Here is a 24834-nt window from a genome sequence, read left to right as displayed (position 1 = left end):
TTGCGGGTGTTTTTCGTTTTCTGGCGGCTCAGGGATGCTCGTCGTGCTGCTGACTTATCTTCAGGTCAATGATGCGGCCGATCTGGTCATGATAGACCGTCAGCAAATTGTACTGACTCATCTCTGAAATGATTTGTGGGGGAACGTTAAAGCTTCTCGCCAGCTCATCGTGACGCCAGGTATCGGGACGCCGCCGCCTTACCTGAGCGCGACGGCGATTGTACTGATACCACAGAATGAGCAACCAGCCGTTAAGCGCGGCGATCAGCAAATAGATCAGCACCGTATTAAACGAGGCAATAATAATGCCCCAGCGGTAGTTGCTCTCCTCGGTTACCTGCATCCACAGATTGGCATAGAGGAAAAACAGAAAACCTCCCCATGCCAGCAGCGTCAGCACCGCATCAAAAAGACGGGGCAATAGCCGATGTTCAGTCAGAATTAGCGTATTTTCGTTCATTGAATGCTTCCTTTTCCCCGGTCCGGACTGATCCAGCGCGCACGTGCACGCTGGCGTTTAAGCATGACTTTTGGAAAGGCGACGAGGGTGGTGAACAGACCAATCATCCAGTACACCATCGGGAACCAGATCACCCAGAAAAGTGAACTCGCCACGTTTCTTTCATAGCGCCGCTCGATATACAAACTGACGAGGAATTGCATCAGACACATGACCCCCAGAAGCAACCCGGTAAATTCAGGAGGAAACAGGCTCTCGACGGTCAGGTTTGTGGGTAACGTAATGATATGGCTGACAATGAACAGCAACACGGTCACCGCATAGGCGAATGCCCACAGCGTTGACAACGCGTACTCTAAAAACAGCGGCCACATGCGATGATGTTCCCAGCGCACGATCTTGCGAAGGTTAACCAGAAAGACCTCTGCACCGCCCTGCGCCCAGCGTAAACGCTGTTTCCACAGACCTTTTAACGTCTCTGGCATCAGGATCCAGCACAGCGCCCGCGGCTCAAAAAAGATATCCCAGTGTCGAAGCTGAAGCTTCCAGCTGATGTCGATATCTTCGGTGATCATATCCGGGCTCCAGTACCCCACATCTGCCAGCGCCTGCCGGCGAAAGGCCGCAATAACCCCGGAGACGGTAAAGACCCTGCCGTAGATCCGCTGTGTCCGTTTGATGAGACCAATAATCGATGAGAACTCGCCTACCTGAATACGGCCAATCAGCGTTGATCGTGTGCGAATACGCGGATTCCCGGTGACGGCCCCGACGTGGGGATACTTAATCAGCGGCTCTACCAGATAGGCTGCGGTATCACGATCGAGCAGGGCGTCGCCATCAATACAGACCAGCAGATCGCCGCGCGCCGCCGCCGCACCGGCCTTAAGCGCCACCGCCTTACCCTGGTTTTCTGCGAGGTGAATGACGCGCAGGCGCGGCTGTTCCTGCGCCAGCTGCTGCAGCACCTCTGCGGTGTTGTCAGAAGAACCATCGTTGATCGCGATAACTTCGATATGGGGGTAGCGCTGATCCAGCGCGGCACTAATGGTCTCCCGGGCATTTCTTTCCTCGTTGAAACACGGGATCAGGATTGAAATTAACGGATCGCCGTCTAACGTCGGAGCAGGCGTCTGCTTATCCCATGACCAGTGCCGTTCAAGCTGAAACCAGAAATAGAGTCCCCCGGTTATCCAGAGCACGGACATGAACAGTGGCCAGAAGAAGACAAAATCCAGAATCAGTTCTCCGGTAAAGAGGGCAGCCACGCCCAGAGGCAACCCGAATACCAGGCATAAAATAGAGAATGCGATAATGCGATCAGTCATTGTCAGGGTACCAGTACGAAGAGAATTCAGGCCTGATGCGTGAAATATCAGGTTGGTTGTTGATGAAATCGTCGGGGTAGTAACCATAATTTTTGATGCCGTTCAGCTGGAGTACGCGCATCCACTGGGCCAGACGCGTGTCGGGCACGGCACGTTGAGGTTTCTGCTTCCAGTCCCGGGCCTGTAGCTCGAAAAGGGTTTTATTGAGTGCACCGGGCCGTGCGGCAACGGCGGCGATCAACCGCGTGAGCCAGGCATCGCTTTCCTCTGCCGGAACGGATTCCATCAGCGGCATAGCCATCGGAACCGTCCAGTCGTAGGTCATCAGAAAATCATCCAGATTTTGTGCAAACCACGCTTCGCTCTCGGGCTGCAGGATGGGCAGGGCGAACATATTCCGCGCGGTTTTAATCTGCGGGCCGCGTATGTTTTTCACCGCCTGGCTAAGGCTGCGGGTAAAGCCGATGAGCGTCTGACTTTTAAAGCGACTCCAGGCGTGAAGGGCGGCCGGATCGTGTTGCATTGCGGCGATGCTGCGGTTATTCCAGGCGCGCAGGGCATCCGGGCCGGCATCTTCAAAGTCTGTCAGTACCGCATCGTCGTGAAATAAGATCCCATTGAAGCTGGCGTAGCGGGCAAGATCTTCATAGATTTCCGTGACCTGCTGACGAACCTCGGTGTTCCACGGGGAGAGGCGGATGTAGGGGTCGGTAGCCTCGTGCAATTGGCCCGTTTGACGATCCCAGCGCTGTACCCGCGGGAGTGCGGGTGAGAGATCGAAAGAGAGCACCGGCATCCACGCATAAACTTTTACGCCTGCACGGGTTTGCAGCTGCCAGGCGACAAAATTAAACAGATCGGCGCGCACCGGAAGCCGGCTGTTAGGGAAGTAGAGCGCTTTGATCGTGCCATCGCCCAGTGGATCGGAAAACGCCTGCAGGAAAACATGACTGATTTTCATGTCGTAAACCCGCTGGACAAGTTTGTTGATGTTGTTGGTTTGCTGGGCCGGATCGGGATCGTAGACATAATCGAGATCGACATGCATGACGCGCACGGGATCGGCCTCCTGAATCTGGCTGACCGTGCTGGCAAAGGATTTGAGCGAGGGATTTCCGGAAATCAAAAGACGCGGAATATTGCCGAGATCGCGCACATCCGCCAGCCCGTCCTCAAGGGTAAAGGCCAGTTGATAACCCTGCTTTCTGGCGATGGCGAGCGATGTGCCGTTCGCGGCGCCATAGGGCCAGACCCAGGCACGGGGCGCTTTTCCTGTCACCCGGGTAATTTTGTCGGTAACTTTGCGCACGTCATCAGCGATCCGCTGGTTGAACTGCCGATCGGTTTCATAACGCCCCGTCGCTTTATCGTAAAAGCGGTTGGCGATGGCGGGTTCACGGCTTCCCTGTGGGTTAGCCGGTATGCCGTAATGCGAAGCCCAGGTATGCGAGCCAATCTCAACCAGAGGAGACTGGCTTAGCTCCCGCACCATATCCCAGGTTGCAAAGCGCTCGCGGGGTGTCATCAGTCCGCCGAAATTGACCTGCTGATTCGCTGGTGTATCTACCCAACTGCCCACCGGTGCCCACAGCGCAGGGACGCTCCAGGCCTGAAGAAGTGGCCAGACGCGGGTATAGAAACTGCTGTAGCCATCATCAAAACTGAGTAAATAGGCTCTGGGCGGCAGCGTTTTTTTGCCCTCATGCGCATCCAGAATATCCTGCACGCTAATGGCGTGATAACCGTGATGCACAAGCCAGCCGATCTGCTCGTTTAGGGCGCTGGTACGAACGGACAGGTAGCGCTGATCGGCTGCATCATCTTCAACGTCATGGTAGGCCAGAACCAGAAAATGGTTTTTTGGCCAGGGTTTACTTGCCTCAGGCTGTGGCCGTTCCTGGGGGGGGGTAAACGAGAGGGCCTGAGCGCAGACGCTCGCGCTGAGGCATAACCAGCCGATAATTATCAGGCTCACAGAAAAACGTTTGTTCAGCATATTCATCCTTAAAAGCGTAAATTCGCATCAAACGTGACGGAGAGATTGCTTTCTCGTTTACCGTCGAAAGGGCGCTTGTCCCAGTTCAGCATCACGCCGCTATCAATGACGTTGTTCCATTGAATGCGCTGCCCGTAACCCAGCAGGGCGATGGCGCCAGCGGGCTGATTTTTCTGCCAGTATTCCCCGCCGCCGAGAACGACCTGCTGGCTCCAGAGCGTGTCGTAATGGCGGTACATCTGATGATCGACGGACAGGGCCGCCGTTACGGAGAGATCCCGCTCCGGGTTGTAATAGAGCGTGTCCCGCAGGGTGTTGGTACTCGCTGAAATACCCGGTTCGAGATCCAGCGTCAGGGTGGGTGTCTGCCACAGCCGCTCTTTACCCGTAAGGGCGAACTCCTGGCGGCGGTTATGGTCGGAAAAGTGGCTGGCAGAGGCGTTAAACTGGTACTCACGGCGTTCGTTTTGATACCAGCGGACCCAGCCTTCTCCCCGGTTTGCGCTGACGCCATTACGCAGTGCCCGTAAAGGCGTCGTGCGTGAAAGACGTTCAAGGTTTCCGCCCACCTGCCAGCTATCGTTCAGGCTGTACGCCGCCGAGAGGCGAGCACCGGGCTTGTTTGCACCGTGATAATGGTTACCGGAGAGTTCTGCTTCGACCAGAAGGTCGCGAGGCCGCCATTCGACGCCGGCAAACAGGTGGCGGCTGCTGCCTTTGCCTTCGTCAAAATTGCCCTGCGCAAATCGGGTTCCACCAAACAGCCGCCAGTTATCCGCGACGGGCGGACCGTAGAGCGTGGCATCCCAGCTCAGATCGTGTGTGCCGCTGACGGGGTTATCAGAGTGCAGTCCTTTGCCCGCGTTCAGACGCAGTTCGGACAGGTGATGGACGTTTCTGAGCCTGTCCAGACGTCGGGCGCTCCCGTCGACAGGCGCGCGGGCGATAACGTCATCGGCCAGTAAATCCATCTGTCGCCACTCCTGCAGATCCATTGCGACGTAGGCCTGCTGCCGTTCCAGCTCGATATTGGATGGCTCCAGCGTCTCGGCCATTTTGAGCTTTTGCTCCGCCGCCCGCGGCAGACCCCGCGCCTGAAGTAAGGTGGCGTAATCAATCTGTAATCCCTGATTTCCCGGCGCTGACGCAGCCAGACGTTGCGCCAGCTTTTCGGCTTGCGGAAGGGCATTGGTCATCAGCAAATAGTTAAAGGTGAGCGACTGCCCGATGAGCCATTGATCGTTGGGTTGCGGGGTTGGCGAACCGAAATCGTAGCGGGTCCAGGGCGTGTTACGGGTTATCTTCTCAACATACTGGCGAGCGGCCTGATACTGCCCGGTATCCAGCCAGGCGTAGAAAAGCGCATGATCGTCGTCCTGCGGATCCGGCGCATAGTCTGGATAACGTTTGAGAAGCGAGAGGGCGGCATCGGCATTTTTCTCCTCCAGATACGCGGAGATAACACAGCCAATTGCCCAGGTCGGCACGGGATGCTGAGCCGACGTTAACGCCTGATATTCCCTGATGACCTGTGGATAATCACCGTGGGCGTGAAGCGCGCCAAGCCGATCGACACGGGCCCGGATAACGTCCTCCGCAGCCTGAGGTTCGTTTTGCCAGCGGGACAGCAGTTCGTCATAGCGGTTCAGCGCCGCTTGCGCGAGCTGCAAACGCTCTGTTTCGGAACGGGCAGGCACATCGGCAAGGCGTACCATTTCGGCGGCGGCGTTGAGTGCCAGGCGGCGACGTTGCGCGGGGGGCAGCGTCACCGTTTGTGAAAGCCGCAGGGCAGGCGTGTCGGCCCGGTTGTCTGTTAACGCATCAATCAACTCAGTACGAAGGGCGTCATCCGCTGGCGCACTATTCAACGCGCGGATGTCTGCCAAAAGCCGCTCCTGGTTTTTCCCCTGGCGTGAATAGACATAAGAGAGCGTCTGGAGGTGAGCCAGAGAGGGCTTTTCCGCCACCCGTTGCCGGGCTTCCTGCAGAGCCAGTGTATCCATGCGGGCGTCGGCGAGGGTTTTGATGTAGCCGATGCGATAATCGTCGTTATCCGGTGCAAGGTTACACGCCTCCTTCCAGAGCATTAACGCAGGTTGCCACGCCTTTTGGTTTCGCCTTGCCTGAGCAGCAGCAGCCACGCCACGGGCAGGAAGAGCCATATAGACCTTATAACGCAGCCAGACCTGAATAACGTCGTCATCACGACCCGCCCAGGACGCCACCTGCAACCAGTCCGCAACCTGCTCAGGCGTCAGGGCATGTTGCTGCTGATAACGCTGAAGATATTGCAGAAAAGGTGCGTAATTACCGTTACGCGCCTGCTGAATCTGTTGTTCATATACTGATTCTGCTGCCTGAACCAGAAAGGGGAAAAGTAATAACAGAAACAATAAAGCGGGAGTGCGGTAAAAGAATAACGTATTGAAGCGAAGTGATCTTTCCATATCTATTTGCCATTTGTTTATCATAAATCCATTGCATAACACGGCCGCCTTTAAGCACGGGGTTAAAGGCCATAAATGAGAACGTTTAATCTGAATGCAGTTACGTTATGGGGTACTTACTTAAAGGTAATTATGGGTCCTTATGGTCAGGGCTAAGTGGCTGGTAATGTACACCCGATATGTTGGCAGATAAATATGTTGAAAAGCAGGGTGGTTGTTTTGAGATAATTCTGTAATGAGCTGTCCTAAACGATTATTTTGAAATGAATTTATATTTATAACTTTATGATTTTATTGATTTTTATTTATATTGTGACAAATTTGTTTATATTTTTAATGTGCCTTATTGGTGTGAATTAAAGTACTTTCCGGTGCATGTTTGGGAAGTTTCATGACAAAAATTCTTAATATCCATAAAAGTGACTTTTCTGAGATTGTTTTTTACTTATAATTAATGGCAGCCATTGAATGATAGTCTATGGGAAGACGTATCAATGAATGTGCGAATTGAGGGTCAATCAAAGCCAGAATACATTTATCGTTAATATAAAAGCGCTATAAAACGAAGGCGGACTTCTTTCCGAAGGGTCGTTCTTGCTTTAATCTAAAAGGGATGGTTAGTGGCAACTTCAATAGTGTTAGTGACACAGGATCGCTACCTTGTCAGGGGGATGAGGATATTTTTTCCGGATATAATCCTGCTGGACTCCATTGACAGAAAGATATTTGATAACGGCGCAGATGAATATTCTGTATTGATTGATAGCCGTGCACCGCTGCGTTTATATGATTACCTGATACGCCATCCGGCCAGAACGAAAAAAACAATCTGCTGCGTTATGCTCGATATGCGGCATCGCGAGGAGAATCTGCTCAGCATGAAGTTGTTTATGAACACGTCGCTCACGGCACCCGATATGGCGTCGTTATTCAACCTGGTGCTCAACATGAAGGGCAAACGTCTGACAACAAAGTGGCTGCTGAACTTACGGCTGAGCACGCATGAAGCCATTATGCTGCGGTTGCTCAGGGCTGGCATGGCGATGGAAGAGGTGGCACAGGAACTGAATACGTCGATTAAAAGCCTCTACCGTAAACGGACCGCGCTCTCAGAACGGCTGGGGGCAGAGAACTTCAACGAGGCTTGTTTGTTTATCTTTAAAAATAAACTGCTGGATTCGGATGGGAACGATCCCTAGCTTAGTTTTACCCCAAAAGCAAAAACCCGCCACGAGGGCGGGTTTTCTGAAGAGTGGTGCCCGGACTCGGAATCGAACCAAGGACACGGGGATTTTCAATCCCCTGCTCTACCGACTGAGCTATCCGGGCAACGGGGCGCATTAAACCTGATATGCCCTCTGCCGTCAACGAAATTTGTTGTTTTCGTAACGGACTGCACACTCTCTCACCAGTTCGCCGTAAACTTAAGCAAAAAAGTGCGTCCAGAGCGCGGATAGCGGCATTGCAATCAACAGCGCGGGCAGCATATTCACCACCGCAAACATCTTTATTCCGCATATCCGCAGCCCTGTCGCCAGCAGCAGCAGGCCACCGACGGCGGTGAAGTCGGCCATCATCGCCGGCGTGGTGAGAGGAAGGATCAGTGTGGCGCAGGTAGCGAGGGCCAGCTGGATAAGCAGCATGGGCACGCAAATCGCGGCGACGGCGATGCCGAGGGTCGTGGCGAAAATGGTGGCCGTGAAGAAATCAAGAAACGCCTTCGCAATCAATATGCTGGGGTCGCCAGTCATGCCTTCCTGCATTGAACCGAAAATGCCTGTGCCGCTGGCGCAAAAAAGAATAATTATCGCGACGTAGTTCTGAATAAACGACTCGTGAGTGCCGTTTTTCGCCTTGCCCGGGTGGGCAATCAGGTTTTTGGCTTTGCTGACCGCACTGTTAATACCCTTTTCCAGATAGCAGAACTCGCCAATGAGCGCGCCGAGCAGGGTAGCAAGCACCATCACCGGCAGGTTGGCGCACTTGATCACCAGTAAAATGCCGATACCTAACGAGGCCAGGCCGAATATTGAGGGCATGGAAGAGCGAATACGCTCCGGCAACCGCTGACTTAATACGGCGCCAAGTACGCCGCCCAGCAATACGGCACCGGCATTGATAAAGGGTCCGATAACCACCGTGAACTCCTGTTAGTTAATCATGGGTATTGCAGGATTATGACACGCCAGGGGCCTGTTAAGCTTAGGTTTAGGCGGGTTAACACATACTGATTGCTTCTTGCACCTCAAAATAAAAGGTGACATGATTGCGCGAAATTTCTCCTTCCTGTGTACGGAGCCGCCAATGATGATGTTGTCTGTCGCTGCGCGAACGCTCACCCGTATCGATATTATCTACTCCTGTCTCACCGTTCGGTGAGGGTAACTGCACTTATGAAAACCATGAAAATCGCCGTCAGCCGCGAGCTGGTCTCTACTGTGTCTACGCACCGCGAAAAGGTGACGCTGGATAACACTGATTTTACGGATGTGGCGGCAGTCGTCATTACCCCCGCGGAAAGTTGCAGCGGCATTCTGGTATTGCTTAAACGCACGGGCTTTCAGCTTCCGGTGTTTATTTACTCGCAAGAGCCGTCAGATGTTCCTGATGGCGCAACGGCAGTGATATCAGGTAAAGCTCAGGAGTTTCTGGAACTGGAGACGGCGGCCAGCCGGTATGAAGAGAATCTGTTGCCGCCATTTTTTGACACCCTGAGCCAGTACGTGGCGATGGGCAACAGTACTTTTGCCTGTCCGGGACACCAGCACGGTGCATTTTTTAAAAAACACCCTGCGGGACGGCAGTTCTATGAATTCTTCGGTGAGAACGTATTTCGCGCCGATATGTGCAATGCCGATGTGAAACTGGGCGATCTGCTGATCCACGAAGGCTCCGCCAAGCATGCCCAGAAGTTCGCAGCAAAAGTCTTTAATGCTGATAAAACCTACTTTGTGCTGAACGGCACCTCCGCTGCAAATAAGGTGGTCACCAATGCGCTGCTGACCCGCGGCGACCTGGTGCTGTTCGATCGCAACAACCATAAGTCCAACCACCACGGTGCGCTGATCCAGGCGGGCGCCACGCCGGTTTATCTTGAAGCGGCGCGTAACCCGTTTGGTTTTATTGGCGGGATTGACGCGCAGTGCTTTGACGACGCGTACCTGCGAAATCAGATCCGTGAAGTTGCGCCGGAAAAGGCCATGGAGAAACGCCCGTTTCGTCTGGCGATCATTCAGCTTGGCACCTACGATGGCACGATCTACAACGCCCGTCAGGTGATCGACAAGATCGGCCATCTTTGTGACTACATCCTGTTTGATTCGGCCTGGGTGGGCTACGAGCAGTTTATTCCGATGATGGCGGAAACCTCTCCGCTGTTACTGGATCTGAACGAGAACGATCCGGGCATTTTCGTGACGCAGTCGGTGCATAAACAGCAGGCCGGGTTCTCGCAGACTTCGCAGATCCATAAAAAGGATAATCACATTCGCGGCCAGGCGCGTTTCTGTCCGCACAAGCGCCTCAACAATGCGTTCATGCTCCATGCCTCGACCAGTCCGTTCTATCCGCTGTTCGCGGCTCTCGATGTGAACGCGAAAATCCATGAAGGGGAGAGCGGGCGCCGGCTTTGGGCGGAGTGTGTTGAGCTGGGCATTGAGGCCCGCAAGGCGATCATTGCCAACTGCCATATGATCAAACCGTTTATTCCGCCGATGGTGGCCGGGCGTCCGTGGCAGGATCATCCCACTCACGCCATCGCCAGCGAGCGCCGCTTCTTCAGCTTTGAGCCGGGGGCTAAATGGCACGGGTTTGAAGGCTATGCCAGCGAGCAGTATTTCGTCGATCCGTGCAAGCTGCTGCTGACCACGCCGGGTATTGATGCGGAAACCGGGGAATATACCGAGTTCGGCATTCCGGCGACCATTCTTGCGCACTACCTGCGTGAAAACGGCATTGTGCCGGAGAAGTGCGATCTCAACTCGATCCTCTTCCTGCTGACGCCTGCCGAAAGCAGTGAGAAGCTGGCGCAGCTGGTGGCGATGCTGGGTCAGTTTGAACAGCATATTGAAGACGATACGCCGCTTGCTGACGTCCTGCCGACCATCTACCAGAAATACCCGGTACGGTATCGCGATTACACCCTTCGCCAGCTCTGCCAGGAGATGCACGATCTCTACGTGAGCTTTGACGTGAAAGATCTGCAGAAGGCAATGTTCCGTAAAGAGAGTTTGCCAGAACGGGCGATGAATCCGCAGGATGCGAATCAGGCGTATATTCGCGGGAACGTGGAGTTGGTGCGCATCCGTGATGCCGGCGGACGCATTGCCGCCGAGGGCGCGCTGCCCTATCCCCCTGGCGTACTGTGCGTGGTGCCGGGTGAAATCTGGGGTGGGGCGGTACAGCGTTACTTCCTGGCGCTGGAGGAGGGCATCAACCTGCTGCCAGGTTTCTCGCCGGAGCTACAGGGCGTTTACAGCGAAAAGGATCCCGATGGGATTAAGCGACTGTACGGGTATGTTTTGTCATAGTCGCCGTCATCCGTAATCCCGGCCCTCTCCCCAAAAGAGAGGGTCAGGGCTCACACCGCACTTCTCTTATACATCCTCCGCGGATGCCCAATCTTCCCGTACAACATCTCTACGCTCAGAAACCCCGCCTCCACGCAGTGCTCCAGATAGCGTCGGGTGGTGGTTTTACTTAATCCTGTCTCCTGCACGACCTCGTCGACGGAAAAACAGTGTGTCGCCTTGTCGTTAAACAACGCCTGCACCCGTGCCAGCGTATTCTCCTCAATGCCTTTGCTGCCGTTATCCAGACGGTAGTTTTTCGCCTGCAGCTGGTAGAGCGAGTCGACGTTCTGCTGGTCGACAATCTTCCAGACCCGCTGTTGTTCGGCAAACTGCACAAAGCGTTCAAGCGACTGGCTGAGGCGTTTCCAGGAGACCGGCTTCAGGATGTAATCAAAGGCGCCATTTCGGATGGCCTGGCTGCAGGTGTCCATGTCGCTGGCAGCAGTAATGAAAATTACCGAACAGTTGGCGCGGGTGAGCATGGGGTCATTGATCAGTGTGATCCCTTTACCGTCCGGCAGATAGTTATCCAGCAGCATAAGCTGCGGCTGCTTGCTTTCAAGCTGGACCTGGGCGGCAGCGAGAGACGAGGCGATCCCTACCAGCCTCAGGCGCGGATGTTTACCGATAAGTTCCGCGTGCAGTTGCGCCAGTTCGTTCTCGTCTTCAACAATCAATACGTCGATAAGTTCATGTTGCATAGTCGGTATCTTCCAGTTGCTGGGCGGGACGCCGGGCGGGAATAAACAGTGAGAAAATGGCGCCGCGCGGGGTGTTATCGGCAATTTCTATCGCGCCGCCAGCCTGCGTAACATAGCTTTCGATCAGATACAGGCCAATCCCGTGATCGCCGCGTGTTTTGGTGGTGATGCCGCGTTCAAATATCCTGTCACGGATCTCCGGTTTGATGCCAACGCCCTGGTCGGCCACTTCGATAATCAGCTCCTGCTCGCTCAGTTTGATCAGCACTTCGACCGGTGCATGGGGAAGCGGTGAGCGCTGCGTCGCTTCGATGGCGTTATCCAGCAGGTTGCCGATGATTGAGATCAGCTCTTCTTCAGCCAGCGACGGGAACGGCCTGTCCAGCCGGCAGGCCGGGTCAAAACTGAGCTCGACCCCTTTCTCCCGCGCGCGGGCGGCTTTACCCAGCAGCAGGCCACACAGGGTCGGGGAGCAGAAGCGGGAAGAGATAAAGTCCAGCAGCTCCTGAGCGTGTTCCGACTGCGCCTGAATATAGCCAATCGCCTCTTCATAGCGGCCCATGTGCAGCAGGCCGGACAGAGTGGTCATGCGGTTCAACTGCTCATGACGCATGATGCGCAGGTTATCGACATAGCGTTTAACCTGGCTGAGCTGGGCGCTAAGCGAGTCTATTTCATTCCGATCGCGGAAAGTGATCACCCAGCCCTGCAGCGAATCCTCAAGCATGATACGCACCCGGCTGGCAATCACCGTGAGGGTGTTAAAACGGCAAATTTCATCATGGGTATCTTTCGCCAGCATCGTCTGCGTTGAGAAGAACGGGACAGGGTCGATAACCTGGCTAATCAGCTGCCCGCGCAGTTCACGGGCTGGCTGGCTCAGACCAAGCAACTTGCGCGCCGCCTGGTTGATCACCTCAATGCGCAGCTCATCATCAATGGCGATCACTCCTTCATAGATAGACTCCATCATCGCCTTTTGCTGGCGCACCAGCAGGCCGATTTCCCGTGGCTCCAGGGAGAAGATCTGCTTCTTGATACTGCGGGTAAAGAACCAGGAGAAGATAAAGAGCGCAATCAACAGCAGCACGGCGGCCAGCAGGATATTGACCACTTTGCTGACGGTAATGGTATCAAGGTAGCTGGTGAGATAACCCACCGAGACAATCCCCACCACTTGCCCCGCATCGTTGAAGATGGGCGCTTTGCTGCGCAGCGAAATACCCAACCCCCCTTTGCGGATGGTGGTGGTGCTTTTTCCCTGCAGGACCTCCTCATTGTCTCCACCGATAAGCGTCTTGCCCACTCTGTCGGCAAAGACCGAATGAAAAAGATGCAGACCTTTATTATCTCCAATCACAATAAAGCTGGCGTCACTGTGAGCGGCAATTTTCTGCATAAAATCATGGATGGCTTTGATATCTTTTTGTTCAACCTCATCACGTAATGAGGGAATAAGTGCGATCTCTTCCGCCTGTATTTTGGCACGTGCGCTCATTTCCTGATAAAGCTGCTTGCCGACATCGACGTAATAATATCCGCCCAGTAACGCAAAAAGTACTGAGAAAAAGGCGACCAGCGAAATAAACAGCTTAATCTGAAACGATACTTTCATAACTATCACGCGAGGTAGCAGCAAAGATTGCCAATATATCATCTTTTTTCGCGCGGATGCCCGGTTTGCCGAAAACTTGTGATCCCTTGCACAGCAGGCCCTGTAAAAGAATTTTCCGAATAGCCTATGCGCCTGAAACCGTCTGGAGAAATGTTATTTGATTGTTCGTTTTAGAAAAGAAACCATAAAAACCACGGCAATAAATAAGGCGTAAATCACATTAAATAAAAGAAACCATTAAAACCATAGCTGCCATAAAAACTTCGCTTTTAATATGTCATCCCTCACATAAAGTAAGCCTTTGTGACTCTAAGCTGAACGCACAAAATAACTAAGGGGCTTATTATGAGCACAACTGACGATTCTTTCTCTGTTACCCACGACCCGATTGATATTCAGCGACCATCACTCAAAGAGCGCTGGTGGCATATTATGGATACGTGGAAAATCGGAATTATCCCTCTGCCACTGTTTGTCCTGGCCGGCGCGCTGATTGCCATTGATTGCCTCGGCGGCAAACTGCCCAGCGATATCGTGGTGATGGTCGCCACGCTCGCGTTCTTCGGCTTTGCCTGCGGTGAGTTTGGCAAGCGCCTGCCGATTGTCGGTAAACTCGGTGCGGCGGCGATTTGCGCCACCTTTATTCCTTCGGCACTGGTCTATTACGGTCTGCTGCCGGATGTGGTGGTGGAGTCCACCACGAAGTTCTACAAATCCACCAACATTCTGTATCTCTACATCTGCTGCATCATTGTCGGCAGCATCATGAGCATGAACCGCACCGTGCTGATTCAGGGCTTCCTGCGCATCTTCTTCCCGATGCTGTGCGGCGAAATTGTCGGCATGATTGTTGGCATGGGCGTAGGGATAGCGCTGGGCCTTGAGCCATTCCAGATCTTCTTCTTTATCATTTTGCCGATCATGGCGGGCGGTGTTGGGGAAGGGGCGATCCCACTCTCCATCGGCTATGCCACCCTGCTGCATATGGACCAGGGCGTGGCGCTCGGTCGCGTTCTGCCTATGGTTATGCTCGGCGGCCTGACGGCAATCATCATCTCCGGTTGCCTCAATCAGCTCGGTAAACGTTACCCGCACCTGACCGGCGAAGGCCAGCTGATGCCTAACCGTGCGAATACCGATGAAACCACCGCACAGCCTGCGTTCTCCGGTAAAGCGGACGTCACCACGATCGCTTCTGGCGCACTGCTGGCCGTTCTGCTCTACATGCTGGGGATGCTCGGCCACAAGCTGATTGGCCTGCCCGCACCGGTTGGCATGCTGTTTATGGCGGTGCTGGTCAAGCTTTGCAATGGCGCCTCTCCGCGTCTGCTGGAAGGCTCTCAGGTGGTGTATAAATTCTTCCAGACGTCAGTAACTTACCCCATTCTCTTCGCCGTGGGCGTGGCCATTACCCCCTGGCATGAACTGGTCGCCGCATTCACGCTGACCAACCTGCTGGTGATTGTCAGCACCGTCTCCGCGCTGGTGGCGACCGGTTTCTTCGTTGGCAAAAAGATTGGCATGCACCCGATTGATGTCGCCATCGTCTCCTGCTGCCAGAGCGGTCAGGGCGGTACCGGTGACGTGGCGATTCTGACCGCAGGTAACCGTATGAGCCTGATGCCCTTCGCCCAGATTGCTACCCGTATCGGCGGCGCGATTAACGTCTCTATCTCTCTGCTGATACTGGGCAACTTCCTCGTTTAAGTTTTCAGGAAAGAACAATGAAACTCGCAAGCTTTTTATACCAGGGAACACGCAGCTACGGCATCGTTCAGGCCGAAGGTGTGATTGATTTAGGTCGCCGTCTCGGCGACCGCTACAGTGACCTCAAAGCGCTGCTGCAGGGCAACGGGCTGGCCGAGGCCACCCGTTATCTCAACGACGCCGTGGATGTCCCTCTGAATGCCATCACCTTCTTACCGGTGATTGAGCAGCCGGAAAAAATCCTCTGCGTGGGCATGAACTACGCCGACAAACGCAAAGAGTTTGACCAGCACAACCCGGCGCCGACGCTGTTTGTCCGCTTCCCGGATTCGCAGACCGGCCATAACGAACCGGTGCTGAAGCCGCGTCACTCCAGTGAATTCGACTACGAAGGAGAGCTGGCGGTCATCATCGGCAAAGCCGGAGAGAACATCAGCCGTGATGAGGCGCTGCGCCATGTGGCGGGTTACAGCTGCTATATGGACGGCTCCGCCCGCGACTGGCAGCACACCTGGTTTACGGCAGGCAAGAACTGGCGTCAGACCGGAGCGTTTGGCCCGTGGATGGCGACGGCTGATGAGATCCCGGACCCGCACCAGCTGGCGATCCGCACCTGGCTTAACGGCCGTATGGTGCAGGAAGACAACACCAGCAGCATGATCCACAAGGTCGCGGAGCTTATCGAATACATCAGCACCTTTACCCGCCTCAGCCCGGGCGATGTGATCATCACCGGCTCCCCTGGCGGCGTGGGCAAAAAGCGCAACCCGCCGCTGTTCATGAAAGAGGGCGATCGCATTGAGGTGGAGATCGAGCATATCGGTCATCTGAGCAATGTGATCATGGAAGCGCCCGCCACCGGGCTTGCGGCAGCACACTGAGTAAAACGGCATGAACAGTCAACCCACTATCGATTTTCGCCACACCCTTGTGGCGAAACACCCGGAACGCTTAAGCCAGATCCGTTACCTGCTGGCAGACAGCGGCCTTGGCCTGGACAACGACATCACGCTGTTTGTCGAAGCCTGGTCCGGCACGCAGCTGGTGGGTTGTGCCGGGCTTGCCGCTAACGTCATCAAGTGCGTGGCGGTAAACGAGCAGCTTCGTGGGGAGAACCTCAGCGCACGGTTGCTGGCAGAGGTGGAAAACGCGGCGCTGGAGCGCGGCCATTTTCACCTCTTCCTCTGCACCCGTCCGTGCAACAAGGAGCGCTTTGGCCGCAGCGGCTTCTGGCCGATTGCCCAGAGCCGGAACAACGCGGTGCTGATGGAGAACACCCCGCAGGGGATCCAGCGCTACTGCCGCGCGCTCAAGTGTCAGCGCAAGGCCGGGAAGAAGATTGGCGCGATCGTGATGAATGCGAATCCGTTTACCCTCGGCCACCGGCATCTGGTCGAGCAGGCCGCGGGGCAGTGCGATGCGCTGCATCTGTTTGTGGTGCGCGAGGATGCCTCGTTCTTCCCGTTCAGCGCCCGGCTAGAGATGGTACGGGCGGGCGTGGCGCATCTGCCGAACGTGATTGTGCATGAAGGATCGCAGTACATCATCTCCCGCGCCACGTTCCCGGCCTACTTCCTGAAAGAGACCGGCAAAGTACAGCAGGCGTGGAGCGAAATCGATGTGCTGATCTTTCGGGACTTCATCGCCCCGGCGCTGGGTATTACGCATCGCTTTATCGGCTCGGAGCCGTTTTGCGATATCACCCGTCAGTACAACCAGACGCTGCACGACCTGCTGGCCTCACAGATTGACGTGGTGGAAATGCCGCGCATCAAGGTCACCGGCAACGCTATTTCCGCGTCGGAAGTCCGCCGCTTGCTGAAGACACAGCAGTTTTCCCGGATCCGGGAGATTGTCCCGGACTCCACCTTCGCGCACCTCGAAACGCATTACCGTGCGAGTGCGGAAGTCGCATAACTATCAGGAATTTATCATGAAAATTGTAAGGGAGGCGCTGGCCGGTACGCAGGAGTCCAGCGACCTGATGGTAAAAATTGCCCCCGCTCAGGGTGAGCTGGAAATTATCATCCACAGTGAAGTGATTAAGCAGTTTGGCGAACATATTCGCCAGGTCGTTAACGACACATTGCGCGCCATGAACGTGCACCAGGGATTAATTATTGTTGAAGACAAAGGGGCGCTGGACTGTGTGATCCGCGCCCGTCTGCAAAGCGCGCTCCTGCGCGCAGCCGATGAGCCGACACTCAACTGGGGGGCGCTGAAATGAGCAAACTCCGCCGCAGTATGCTGTTCCTGCCGGGCGCAAACGCCGCCATGCTCTCTACGGCATTTATCTACCGCCCGGACTCCATCATGTTTGACCTTGAAGACGCCGTCGCCCTGCGCGAGAAGGATACCGCGCGCATGCTGGTGTTTCATGCCCTGCAGCACCCGATGTATCAGGATATCGAAACCGTGGTGCGCATTAACCCGCTGAGCACGCCGTTTGGCTTGCTGGATCTGGAAGCCGCCGTGCGGGCAGGGGTGGACGTGATTCGATTGCCGAAAACCGACACCCCAGAGGATATCGATGAGCTGGAAGGGCATCTGGCGCGTATCGAGCGTGAATGTGGGCGCGAGCCGGGCTCGACCCGCGTCATGGCGGCTATTGAGTCCGCGATTGGGGTGATTAACGCCGTGGCCATTGCCCGCAGTTCTCCGCGCTTAATCGGGATCGCGCTGGCCGCCTTTGATTATGTGATGGACATGCAGACGGAACGCGGGGATGGCACTGAGCTGTTTTATGCCCGCTGTGCCGTGCTGCACGCCGCCCGCGCCGCGGGTATCGACGCTTTCGACGTGGTGTGGTCGGACGTTAACGATGAAGCCGGCTTCCTGCGCGAGGTCGATTTGATCCGCAAGATGGGCTTTAACGGTAAATCGCTGATTAACCCACGTCAGATTGACCTGTTACATAACGCCTATGCCCCAACCCAGCAGGAAGTGGATCACGCGAAACGGGTGATTGAAGCGGCAGAAGAGGGGGAGCGTAACGGCCTGGGCGTCGTGTCGCTCAACGGCAAAATGGTCGATGCCCCTATTATTAACCACGCGCAGATGGTGCTGGAACGCGCGGCGGCCTCCGGCGTGCGTCGTTAAGGATTACACAATGAATCAGACAGAACTTCTCCATGTGAATTTCCCCCATCTGCGGGACTTAAAACCGTTTGATGCCGCCCACAGCGCAACGCCATGGCTGAACAGCCCTGACGAAAAACACACCCGTAAGCTCTGTGCTTCGGTCGAAGAGGCGGTGTTACGCAGCGGGTTACAGGACGGGATGACCGTCTCCTTCCACCACGCGTTTCGCGAAGGCGACCGGGTGATCAATACCGTCGTGGCGCTGCTTGCGCGTATGGGCTTTAAAAACCTGACGCTGGCTTCCAGCTCGCTGATGACCTGTAACGACGCGCTGATCGAACACATCGAAAGCGGTGTTATCACCCGGATTTATACCTCCGGTATGCGGGGCAAGCTGGCGGACGCTATCTCACACGGGTTGATGGCCGAGCCGGTACAAATTCACTCCCACGGCGGGCGCGTGAAGCTGTTGCAGGACGGTGAGCTGAATATCGACGTGGCGTTTCTTGGCGTGCCGTGCAGCGATGAATTTGGCAACGCCAACGGCACGCACGGGAAATCGTGCTGCGGCTCGCTTGGCTATGCAATGGTGGATGCGCATTTCGCCCGCAAGGTGGTGCTGCTGACCGAAGCGCTGGTGCCGTTCCCGAATATGCCCGCCAGCCTGGTGCAGGATCAGGTGGATTACATTGTGCAGGTGGAGAGCGTGGGTGACCCGGCGAAAATCAGCGTCGGTGCGGCTCGCGTGACCAGTAATCCGCGTGAGCTGATGATTGCCCGCTACGCGGCGGATGTGATTGAACATTCAGGCTATTTCAAACCCGGTTTTTCCATGCAGACCGGCTCCGGTGCGGCGGCTACCGCCTGTACCCGCTTTATGGAGGAGAAAATGGAGCGCAGCGGCGTGAAGGCGCGCTTCGCGCTCGGGGGCATTACCGGCAGCCTGGTGGATCTGCACGAGAAAGGGCTGATCGAAAAGCTGCTCGATACCCAGTGTTTCGACGGCCAGGCCGCAGCCTCGCTGGCACGAAATCCGAATCATGTGGAGATCTCCACCAACGTTTATGCCAACCCCGGCAGCAAGGCAGCAAGCTGCGACCAGCTTGATGTGGTGATCCTCAGCGCCCTGGAAATTGACGTCGATTTTAACGTCAATGTTATTACCGGCTCTGACGGCGTAATGCGTGGGGCATCCGGCGGACATTGTGATGTGGCCGCGGCGGCGAACCTGACCATCGTGGTCGCCCCCCTGCTGCGTAGCCGTATTCCAACCGTCGTGAAGCGGGTGACCACCCGGCTGACGCCCGGGGAGAGCATCGACGTGCTGGTTACCGATCACGGCATCGCGGTTAACCCGGCACGCCCGGAAATCCGCGAACGACTGCTTGCCGCAGGCCTCAACGTTGTCGATATCAACGCGCTTTTCGAGCGGGCGATATCACTGACTGGCGTACCAAAACCCATTGAGTTTACCGACAAAATCGTCGGTGTGATCCGCTACCGCGACGGCAGCGTCATCGACACCGTTCGACAGGTGAAGGAGTAATGATGACTGTAGCGACACCCGTGCGGGCGGGTGTCAGCCTGGAGGAGCTGCTGGCGGCGAAAGAGCGCCGTGCAGCACGCCAGACTGACTGGCTCACGCACTATCAACAACCGGTGATTTCTCTCACGCTCGTTACCCCCGGGGAGATCAAAGACAGCCTGCGCTATCGCAATACGATGGGCGTGGCATTGCAGATGTGCGACCAGCTGCTGTGGGAAAACCGCTGGCAGGTGCTGGACCGCCAGGTGCTGTGGCTGCCCACCGGGCCAGAAGCAATCTGGTGCGTGGCGCATCCGGCGGCGGAAATCAAAGCGCACTGTACGGATCTGGAGCAGACTCACCCGCTCGGCAGGCTGTGGGATTTGGATGTGATCTGCCCGGTACAGGGGCATGTGGGGCGCCAGTCTTTAGGGGCACACCTCCGGCGCTGTCTGGTATGTGATGAGCCTGCCCACGCCTGTTCCCGTTCGCGTAAGCATCCTGTAGAGCAGGTGGTGGCTCGCGTGGAGAAGATGATCGATGACTGGTTTGCTCGCGACTAACCCGCAGCCATGCGATGTGCCAGGGCTCGCCGAAGAGGCGTTATGGCAGGAGCTGGCGTTGACGCCAAAGCCGGGTCTGGTGGATAAGCTCAACAACGGTGCACACCGCGATATGGACCATGCGCTGTTTGCCCGCAGTATTGCGGCTATCACCCCGTGGTTTGCGCGCTTTGCAGAGCTGGGTCATACCCATGCGGATAAACCCGTGGCGGAACAAATACGGATCATTCGCCCGATGGGCATTGCCTGTGAACAGGCAATGTACGCTGCAACATGCGGGGTGAACACGCATAAAGGCGGCATTTTTGCCCTCGGTTTGCTGTGCTTTGCCGCCGGACGTGTGAAACACGCCACGGCTGAGAGCCTCTGTAGTGAGGTGAGTCACCTCTGTCGCGGGCTGGTGGCGCGTGAGCTGGCAGCGCGCAGTGGACAGGCGACGGCAGGGGAGCGGCAGTTTCAGCAGTATGGGTTAACCGGCGCGCGGGGCGAAGCGGAAAGCGGTTTTGCTACGGTGCGTGCAGCGCTGGCGCAATGGAACGGGCACGCGCTTCATGACCTGCTGCTGCGCCTGATGGCGATGAATCAGGACAGTAACCTGGTGTCGCGCGGCGGTATGGAAGGGCTGCGCTATGTGCAGGGTTATGCGCGGGCATTACTGACGCGTGGCTGGGATCGTGATGCATTAATACAGATGGACAATGCGCTCATTGAACGGAATTTAAGCCCGGGGGGCAGTGCGGATTTATTGTCGGTAGGATGGGTGCTGGCGAAATTACCCCTCTCCTGAAAGGAGAGGGGTAATCATTAATGCGCGATAGGCTGCGCAGCGTGCGGTTCGCGTACGTGCTTGTACTTGAACAGTGCGATAAACGCGAAGAACAGTACCAATGAGTACGCGGCGAAGATAAGCCACACGGGCTGCCAGTTGGTGATGCCGTTAGTGGTGTACATCTCAACCACTTTACCGCTCACCACACCGCCCAGAATACAGCCGAAGCCGTTGGTCATCATCAGGAACATACCCTGAGCACTGGCGCGAATTTCAGGTTTCACCTCTTTTTCCACAAACACCGAACCAGAGATGTTGAAGAAGTCGAAGGCGCAGCCGTAAACAATCATCGACAGAACCAGCAGCACGGTACCGAACGGGCTTGGGTCGCCGTAGGCAAACAGACCGAAGCGCAACATCCATGCAGCGATACTGATCAGCATGACGTTCTTGATGCCGTAGCGGCTCAGGAAGAACGGGATGGTCAGGATGAACAGCGTCTCAGAGATCTGAGAGATGGACATCATCACTGACGCATGTTCAACGATAAAGCTGCCAGAGAACAGCGGGTTATTGTCGAAGCTGTGCAGGAAGGTGTTGCCGAACATGTTGGTGATCTGCAGTTCCGCACCCAGCAGCATGGAGAAGATAAAGAAGATCGCCATGCGTTTGTTTTTAAACAGCGCAAAGGCGTCCAGACCGAGCATGGTGCTCCAGCTCTGGTTTTTCTGCTGGTTAGACACCGGAATATGCGGCAGGGTCAGGGTGAACAGCGCCAGCACCACGGAGAGTGCCGCCCCGATGTAGAGCTGCATATGGCTCAGTTCGAAGCCTGCGAAGCTCACGCCCCACATTGCCATGATAAAGCCGATGGTGCCCCAGATACGGATTGGTGGGAAATCGGTGACGATTTCCATACCGGCAGATTTCAGGCGGTAGTAGGAGATGGTGTTGATCAGGCCAAGCGTTGGCATATAGGCCAGCGAGTTAAACAGGATCACCATGAACATCGCCCCCGGCGTGGTGACCTGGGCTGCCATAAACAGCGTCCCCGCACCCACCAGATGGCAAAGCATGTACAGCCATTTCGCACTTAACCATTTATCCGCCACGATCCCCAGCAGCGTTGGCATAAAGACAGCCGCAATGCCGAGCGAGCTGTAGACGGCACCGATAGACGCACCATCGAACTTGAGCGTCACAAACATATAGGAGCCGAGTGTAGTCAGCCAGCTACCCCACAGGCAGAACTGCAGAAACGACAATATTTTAAGCTGCAGCTTAAGGTTCATGTTACTTTCCTCACAAGTGAGCGGGAGATATGTTGTTATAGGAACATTCAGGGTTGTTATTTGATGCAATTCTATCAGCAGGCGAGGTTATGTTTTGTTACCTCCCGCAAAAAAATGCAATCCACATTAATTTGCAGTTTGGATTGTGATGCAAATAACATTTTCGTATGGGTGGGAGCGGGGAGGGAGCGGTCTGATGCCCTCACCCTCTCCCACAGGAAGAGGGCAGGGTAAAGGGTTTAGCGTCGACGGTAGTTTTTTTGCGCCGTGTTCACTTTATACAGATAACGACGCGATTCCGCAGACGGGTGTCGGGTGGTGAGCGTGGAATAGACATCCCCCGGCGCCATACTGTTGATGATATTCGCCGCCTGCACTTTGTCACTCGAGAAGACGCGCAGGACGCTGCCCGCCCCGCCGTTATACGCGGTGATCACCGCATAGCGACGTGATGTCGGGTTATCAATTCCCCCCAGGTAGACATTGTTGAGCATCGCCAGGTAGGCGGTGCCGGTATCAATGTTGCTTTGCGGATCGAACAGATAACTGCGGCTCGGCGTACCGGATTTCCCCTGAGCGCGGAAGACGTCTTTACCTGCGCTGTGTTGCACGACCTGCATCAGTCCCAGCGCGTCGGAACGGCTTACCGCGTACGGGTTAAACGACGATTCGGTCTGCATGATCGCCAGGATCAGCGACTCATCCACGCCGTACTTACGCGAGGCCTGACGCACCATGCCAATGTACTTATGCGCACGTTTATCGAGGTGGTTCGGCACGAGGTTAATGGTGACGCTGTAGATGATCTTCAGGCCGTTAGAGCGGCTTTTCAGGCGCGTCTGCAGCAGATAATCGGCAAATTTTGTGGCACGCCCTTCCCAGCGAATGGCCTGTCCGGTCTGATCGACAACCTGGCCGTACAGGAACGGTTCTTTGGAGATGGTGATGTCATCGGCGTCGGAGTAGAGATCGATTGAGCCTGGATCATCACCCATCAGTAAGGTTTTCACGATCGCCTGACGTAACCGTGCGGCAGGTTCGGTGCCTGCGATGGTTTCAACCGTGATAGTCCCCTCATCAAAGTTGATGTGGCTACGGGTCTGATAGGCGTCGGTGTACTTAACGTAGTCCTTAGGTCCGGCAATAAGAACTTCGTTAAATCCCCATATATTTTCGATGTTATGGGCAAACTGCCCCATCAAAATGTCAAAACCGTTGGTGTCCTTTATCCAGGCTTCGTTGTAATCATCGCCTTTTTTGGAAGAACAAGAGACAAGCAACGGCGCAACAAGGGCTAGCGCTAAAAATTTTTTCATCATTCCGGGAGTGCGTGTTGTGTTTGCTTGTACGGCGGAGTTGCCCCCGCACGCTGTTATTGTTCCGGCGGCGTATAGCCTTCGATGTGGACGTCTTTGCCTTCGAACAGGAAGTTCACCATCTCCTGCTCAAGCAGCTTGCGGTGCTCCGGGTTCATCATGCTGAGTTTCTTCTCGTTGATCAGCATGGTCTGTTTTTTCTGCCACTGTCCCCAGGCTTCTTTGGAAATTTCGTTATAGATGCGCTTACCCAGTTCGCCCGGATAAAGCTGGAAATCCTGGCCTTCAGCGTCACGCTGCAGGAAAGTACAAAAAATAGTTCTGGCCATACTCATTCCTCTGTTGGTGGCTGATGCTAAACTATTGCACCGGCACGTAATTGCTGTAACAGGCGCTCCACGGGAGCCGCCAGCCCGACTGATGGCGGTTGCGCTAAGTTATACCAGAGAGCCGTTCCTTCATCCATGCAGGCGGTGATTGAGGACACGGGAAGCCACATCGGTACAATATCCAGATGGAAATGGCTAAAGGTATGACGAAACGCGGTCAGCTGCGTCAGGTTATCGGCAGCGATGCCGCGCTGTTTAAGCCATTCCCGTAACAATTCTTCATCTTCAAACTGTGGGAAGCAGTATAGACCACCCCACAGGCCGCTCGGCGGCCGCTGCGCCAGAAAGACGCCATCGCCATGCTGCATCAACAGCATGTAGCCGGTGCGCTCTGGCAGCGTCTGCTTTGGCTTTTTGCCCGGATACTGCGCCCATGAATGGTTCGCATAAGCCACGCAGAGATTATTGACCGGGCAAAGTTCGCATTTCGGTTTTGATCGCGTGCAGACCATGGCCCCCAGGTCCATCATCGCCTGGTTAAAGCGCTCCACGCCTTTTGCCGGGGTAACCGCTTCGCTGATCTCCCACAGCCGTTTTTCGACCTCTTTTTTTCCCGGCCAGCCGTCAACGGCATAGCATCGTGCGAGGACGCGCTTCACGTTGCCGTCGAGGATCGGGAAATGTTTACCTAAAGACAGGGAGAGGATTGCGCCAGCGGTTGAACGTCCGACGCCGGGCAAATCAGCCACTTCATCGAAGGTTTCCGGAAATGTGCCGTGGTGTCGGGTCGCCACCTGCTGCGCGGCTTTATGCAAATTGCGCGCTCGGGCGTAGTAACCGAGACCGGTCCACAGGTGCAGCACCTCGTCTAATGGCGCATTGGCCAGGTCGGTCACCGTTGGGAAACGTGCCATAAAGCGCTCGAAGTAAGGAATCACCGTGGCGACCTGCGTTTGTTGCAACATCACTTCGGAGAGCCATACTTTGTAAGGCGTTTTTTCAATTTGCCAGGGCAGGGTTTTACGCCCGTATTTGTCGTACCAGTCCAGCACCTGGGCTGAAAATTGAGAGGCTTGCATGGTCATCGATTCGCATAATCAGGGACGCCGATTGCAGCACAGCGTCAATCTGCTG

The 24834-nt window shown here is 55.4% G+C and carries 21 protein-coding genes and 1 tRNA gene; 10 read left to right on the top strand and 12 right to left on the bottom strand.

What is annotated here, in order from left to right:
- Nucleotides 1–28: 28 nt before the first annotated feature.
- The 4 genes from pgaD to pgaA are packed head-to-tail and all read right to left on the bottom strand — an operon-like array spanning nt 29 to nt 6231.
- Complete coding sequence (gene pgaD, locus L462_RS08405; RefSeq protein WP_020883670.1) at nt 29–460, bottom strand: poly-beta-1,6-N-acetyl-D-glucosamine biosynthesis protein PgaD; 432 nt, start codon at nt 458–460, stop codon at nt 29–31.
- Nucleotides 457–1788, bottom strand: coding sequence for a poly-beta-1,6-N-acetyl-D-glucosamine synthase (gene pgaC / locus L462_RS08410; RefSeq protein WP_032678962.1), 1332 nt, complete (start codon nt 1786–1788; stop codon nt 457–459). The genes pgaD and pgaC overlap by 4 nt, the downstream gene beginning before the upstream one ends.
- Nucleotides 1781–3784, bottom strand: coding sequence for a poly-beta-1,6-N-acetyl-D-glucosamine N-deacetylase PgaB (gene pgaB, locus L462_RS08415; protein WP_032678960.1), 2004 nt, complete (start codon nt 3782–3784; stop codon nt 1781–1783). Before pgaB ends, pgaC begins: the two co-directional genes overlap by 8 nt.
- Before the next feature lie 8 nt (nt 3785–3792).
- A complete protein-coding gene (gene pgaA / locus L462_RS08420; RefSeq protein ID WP_032678959.1) occupies nt 3793–6231 on the bottom strand; it encodes a poly-beta-1,6 N-acetyl-D-glucosamine export porin PgaA in 2439 nt (812 codons plus the stop codon).
- Nucleotides 6232–6902: 671 nt separating this feature from the next.
- Here pgaA and L462_RS08425 point away from each other — a divergent pair.
- Nucleotides 6903–7430: a helix-turn-helix transcriptional regulator gene (locus L462_RS08425; RefSeq protein WP_044857798.1), complete on the top strand. Its 528-nt coding sequence runs from the start codon at nt 6903–6905 to the stop codon at nt 7428–7430.
- A gap of 54 nt (nt 7431–7484) precedes the next feature.
- Here L462_RS08425 and L462_RS08430 read toward each other — a convergent pair.
- Nucleotides 7485–7560 (bottom strand) — tRNA-Phe (locus tag L462_RS08430).
- Between the two features lie 95 nt (nt 7561–7655).
- Complete coding sequence (locus tag L462_RS08435) at nt 7656–8369, bottom strand: DUF554 domain-containing protein (protein ID WP_014171594.1); 714 nt, start codon at nt 8367–8369, stop codon at nt 7656–7658.
- 255 nt (nt 8370–8624) lie between these two features.
- Between L462_RS08435 and L462_RS08440 the strand changes: the two genes are divergently transcribed.
- The gene (locus L462_RS08440; protein ID WP_032678958.1) at nt 8625–10760 is read left to right on the top strand and encodes an ornithine decarboxylase; all 2136 of its coding nucleotides are present in this window, start codon (nt 8625–8627) and stop codon (nt 10758–10760) included.
- A gap of 50 nt (nt 10761–10810) precedes the next feature.
- Here L462_RS08440 and L462_RS08445 read toward each other — a convergent pair whose 3' ends face one another.
- Both L462_RS08445 and L462_RS08450 read right to left on the bottom strand, forming a co-directional pair.
- The gene (locus tag L462_RS08445; RefSeq protein ID WP_014171591.1) at nt 10811–11503 is read right to left on the bottom strand and encodes a response regulator; all 693 of its coding nucleotides are present in this window, start codon (nt 11501–11503) and stop codon (nt 10811–10813) included.
- Nucleotides 11493–13118 carry an ATP-binding protein gene (locus tag L462_RS08450; protein ID WP_032678957.1) on the bottom strand — a complete coding sequence of 542 codons (1626 nt, stop codon included), beginning with the start codon at nt 13116–13118 and terminating at the stop codon, nt 11493–11495. The genes L462_RS08445 and L462_RS08450 overlap by 11 nt, the downstream gene beginning before the upstream one ends.
- A gap of 345 nt (nt 13119–13463) precedes the next feature.
- Here L462_RS08450 and L462_RS08455 point away from each other — a divergent pair, with 345 nt between their 5' ends.
- From L462_RS08455 to citG, 8 genes are read left to right on the top strand one after another with little or no spacing between them, the layout of a single operon-like run.
- Entirely contained in the window at nt 13464–14825 is a 1362-nt protein-coding gene (locus L462_RS08455) for a 2-hydroxycarboxylate transporter family protein (protein ID WP_014171589.1), read from the top strand.
- A gap of 17 nt (nt 14826–14842) precedes the next feature.
- Nucleotides 14843–15706, top strand: a complete 864-nt coding sequence (locus L462_RS08460) for a fumarylacetoacetate hydrolase family protein (RefSeq protein ID WP_014171588.1) — start codon at nt 14843–14845, stop codon at nt 15704–15706.
- A 10-nt stretch (nt 15707–15716) separates the two neighbouring features.
- A complete protein-coding gene (gene citC, locus L462_RS08465) occupies nt 15717–16742 on the top strand; it encodes a [citrate (pro-3S)-lyase] ligase (protein ID WP_032678956.1) in 1026 nt (341 codons plus the stop codon).
- A gap of 16 nt (nt 16743–16758) precedes the next feature.
- Nucleotides 16759–17052 (top strand): citrate lyase acyl carrier protein, encoded by a 294-nt coding sequence (gene citD, locus L462_RS08470; RefSeq protein WP_020883681.1) that lies wholly within the window; start codon nt 16759–16761, stop codon nt 17050–17052.
- On the top strand, nt 17049–17924 hold the full coding sequence (gene citE / locus L462_RS08475; RefSeq protein ID WP_014171585.1) for a citrate (pro-3S)-lyase subunit beta: 876 nt from the start codon (nt 17049–17051) through the stop codon (nt 17922–17924). Before citD ends, citE begins: the two co-directional genes overlap by 4 nt.
- A 10-nt stretch (nt 17925–17934) precedes the next feature.
- Nucleotides 17935–19452 carry a citrate lyase subunit alpha gene (gene citF / locus L462_RS08480; protein ID WP_032678955.1) on the top strand — a complete coding sequence of 506 codons (1518 nt, stop codon included), beginning with the start codon at nt 17935–17937 and terminating at the stop codon, nt 19450–19452.
- A 2-nt stretch (nt 19453–19454) separates the two neighbouring features.
- Entirely contained in the window at nt 19455–19994 is a 540-nt protein-coding gene (gene citX, locus L462_RS08485) for a citrate lyase holo-[acyl-carrier protein] synthase (RefSeq protein ID WP_025203251.1), read from the top strand.
- Complete coding sequence (gene citG, locus L462_RS08490; RefSeq protein ID WP_032678954.1) at nt 19972–20781, top strand: triphosphoribosyl-dephospho-CoA synthase CitG; 810 nt, start codon at nt 19972–19974, stop codon at nt 20779–20781. The genes citX and citG overlap by 23 nt, the downstream gene beginning before the upstream one ends.
- Nucleotides 20782–20798: 17 nt before the next feature.
- Here citG and L462_RS08495 read toward each other — a convergent pair whose 3' ends face one another.
- From L462_RS08495 to mutY, 4 genes are all read right to left on the bottom strand, one after another.
- Nucleotides 20799–22055 (bottom strand): nucleoside permease, encoded by a 1257-nt coding sequence (locus L462_RS08495; RefSeq protein ID WP_020883685.1) that lies wholly within the window; start codon nt 22053–22055, stop codon nt 20799–20801.
- Nucleotides 22056–22294: 239 nt separating this feature from the next.
- Nucleotides 22295–23371 (bottom strand): membrane-bound lytic murein transglycosylase MltC, encoded by a 1077-nt coding sequence (mltC, locus tag L462_RS08500; protein WP_025203253.1) that lies wholly within the window; start codon nt 23369–23371, stop codon nt 22295–22297.
- Nucleotides 23372–23427: 56 nt separating this feature from the next.
- Nucleotides 23428–23700, bottom strand: coding sequence for an oxidative damage protection protein (locus tag L462_RS08505; RefSeq protein ID WP_032678953.1), 273 nt, complete (start codon nt 23698–23700; stop codon nt 23428–23430).
- Nucleotides 23701–23726: 26 nt separating this feature from the next.
- On the bottom strand, nt 23727–24779 hold the full coding sequence (mutY, locus tag L462_RS08510) for an A/G-specific adenine glycosylase (protein ID WP_172425374.1): 1053 nt from the start codon (nt 24777–24779) through the stop codon (nt 23727–23729).
- Nucleotides 24780–24834: the final 55 nt, after the last annotated feature.

The organism is Enterobacter sp. BIDMC 26 (assembly GCF_000534435.1).
GTDB classification, from domain to species: Bacteria; Pseudomonadota; Gammaproteobacteria; order Enterobacterales; family Enterobacteriaceae; genus Enterobacter; species Enterobacter ludwigii.
The sequence above is the reverse complement of the archived record's forward strand: the minus strand, read 5'-3'. Positions and strand labels throughout refer to the sequence as shown.

Bases quoted from the DNA above. Each gene is read 5' to 3' on its own strand.
- pgaD (WP_020883670.1), bottom strand. From the start codon at position 460: ATGAACGAAAATACGCTAATTCTGACTGAACATCGGCTATTGCCCCGT.
- pgaC (WP_032678962.1), bottom strand. From the start codon at position 1,788: ATGACTGATCGCATTATCGCATTCTCTATTTTATGCCTGGTATTCGGG.
- pgaB (WP_032678960.1), bottom strand. From the start codon at position 3,784: ATGCTGAACAAACGTTTTTCTGTGAGCCTGATAATTATCGGCTGGTTA.
- pgaA (WP_032678959.1), bottom strand. From the start codon at position 6,231: ATGGAAAGATCACTTCGCTTCAATACGTTATTCTTTTACCGCACTCCC.
- L462_RS08425 (WP_044857798.1), top strand. From the start codon at position 6,903: ATGAGGATATTTTTTCCGGATATAATCCTGCTGGACTCCATTGACAGA.
- L462_RS08440 (WP_032678958.1), top strand. From the start codon at position 8,625: ATGAAAACCATGAAAATCGCCGTCAGCCGCGAGCTGGTCTCTACTGTG.
- L462_RS08445 (WP_014171591.1), bottom strand. From the start codon at position 11,503: ATGCAACATGAACTTATCGACGTATTGATTGTTGAAGACGAGAACGAA.
- L462_RS08450 (WP_032678957.1), bottom strand. From the start codon at position 13,118: ATGAAAGTATCGTTTCAGATTAAGCTGTTTATTTCGCTGGTCGCCTTT.
- L462_RS08455 (WP_014171589.1), top strand. From the start codon at position 13,464: ATGAGCACAACTGACGATTCTTTCTCTGTTACCCACGACCCGATTGAT.
- L462_RS08460 (WP_014171588.1), top strand. From the start codon at position 14,843: ATGAAACTCGCAAGCTTTTTATACCAGGGAACACGCAGCTACGGCATC.
- citC (WP_032678956.1), top strand. From the start codon at position 15,717: ATGAACAGTCAACCCACTATCGATTTTCGCCACACCCTTGTGGCGAAA.
- citD (WP_020883681.1), top strand. From the start codon at position 16,759: ATGAAAATTGTAAGGGAGGCGCTGGCCGGTACGCAGGAGTCCAGCGAC.
- citE (WP_014171585.1), top strand. From the start codon at position 17,049: ATGAGCAAACTCCGCCGCAGTATGCTGTTCCTGCCGGGCGCAAACGCC.
- citF (WP_032678955.1), top strand. From the start codon at position 17,935: ATGAATCAGACAGAACTTCTCCATGTGAATTTCCCCCATCTGCGGGAC.
- citX (WP_025203251.1), top strand. From the start codon at position 19,455: ATGACTGTAGCGACACCCGTGCGGGCGGGTGTCAGCCTGGAGGAGCTG.
- citG (WP_032678954.1), top strand. From the start codon at position 19,972: ATGACTGGTTTGCTCGCGACTAACCCGCAGCCATGCGATGTGCCAGGG.
- L462_RS08495 (WP_020883685.1), bottom strand. From the start codon at position 22,055: ATGAACCTTAAGCTGCAGCTTAAAATATTGTCGTTTCTGCAGTTCTGC.
- mltC (WP_025203253.1), bottom strand. From the start codon at position 23,371: ATGAAAAAATTTTTAGCGCTAGCCCTTGTTGCGCCGTTGCTTGTCTCT.
- L462_RS08505 (WP_032678953.1), bottom strand. From the start codon at position 23,700: ATGGCCAGAACTATTTTTTGTACTTTCCTGCAGCGTGACGCTGAAGGC.
- mutY (WP_172425374.1), bottom strand. From the start codon at position 24,779: ATGCAAGCCTCTCAATTTTCAGCCCAGGTGCTGGACTGGTACGACAAA.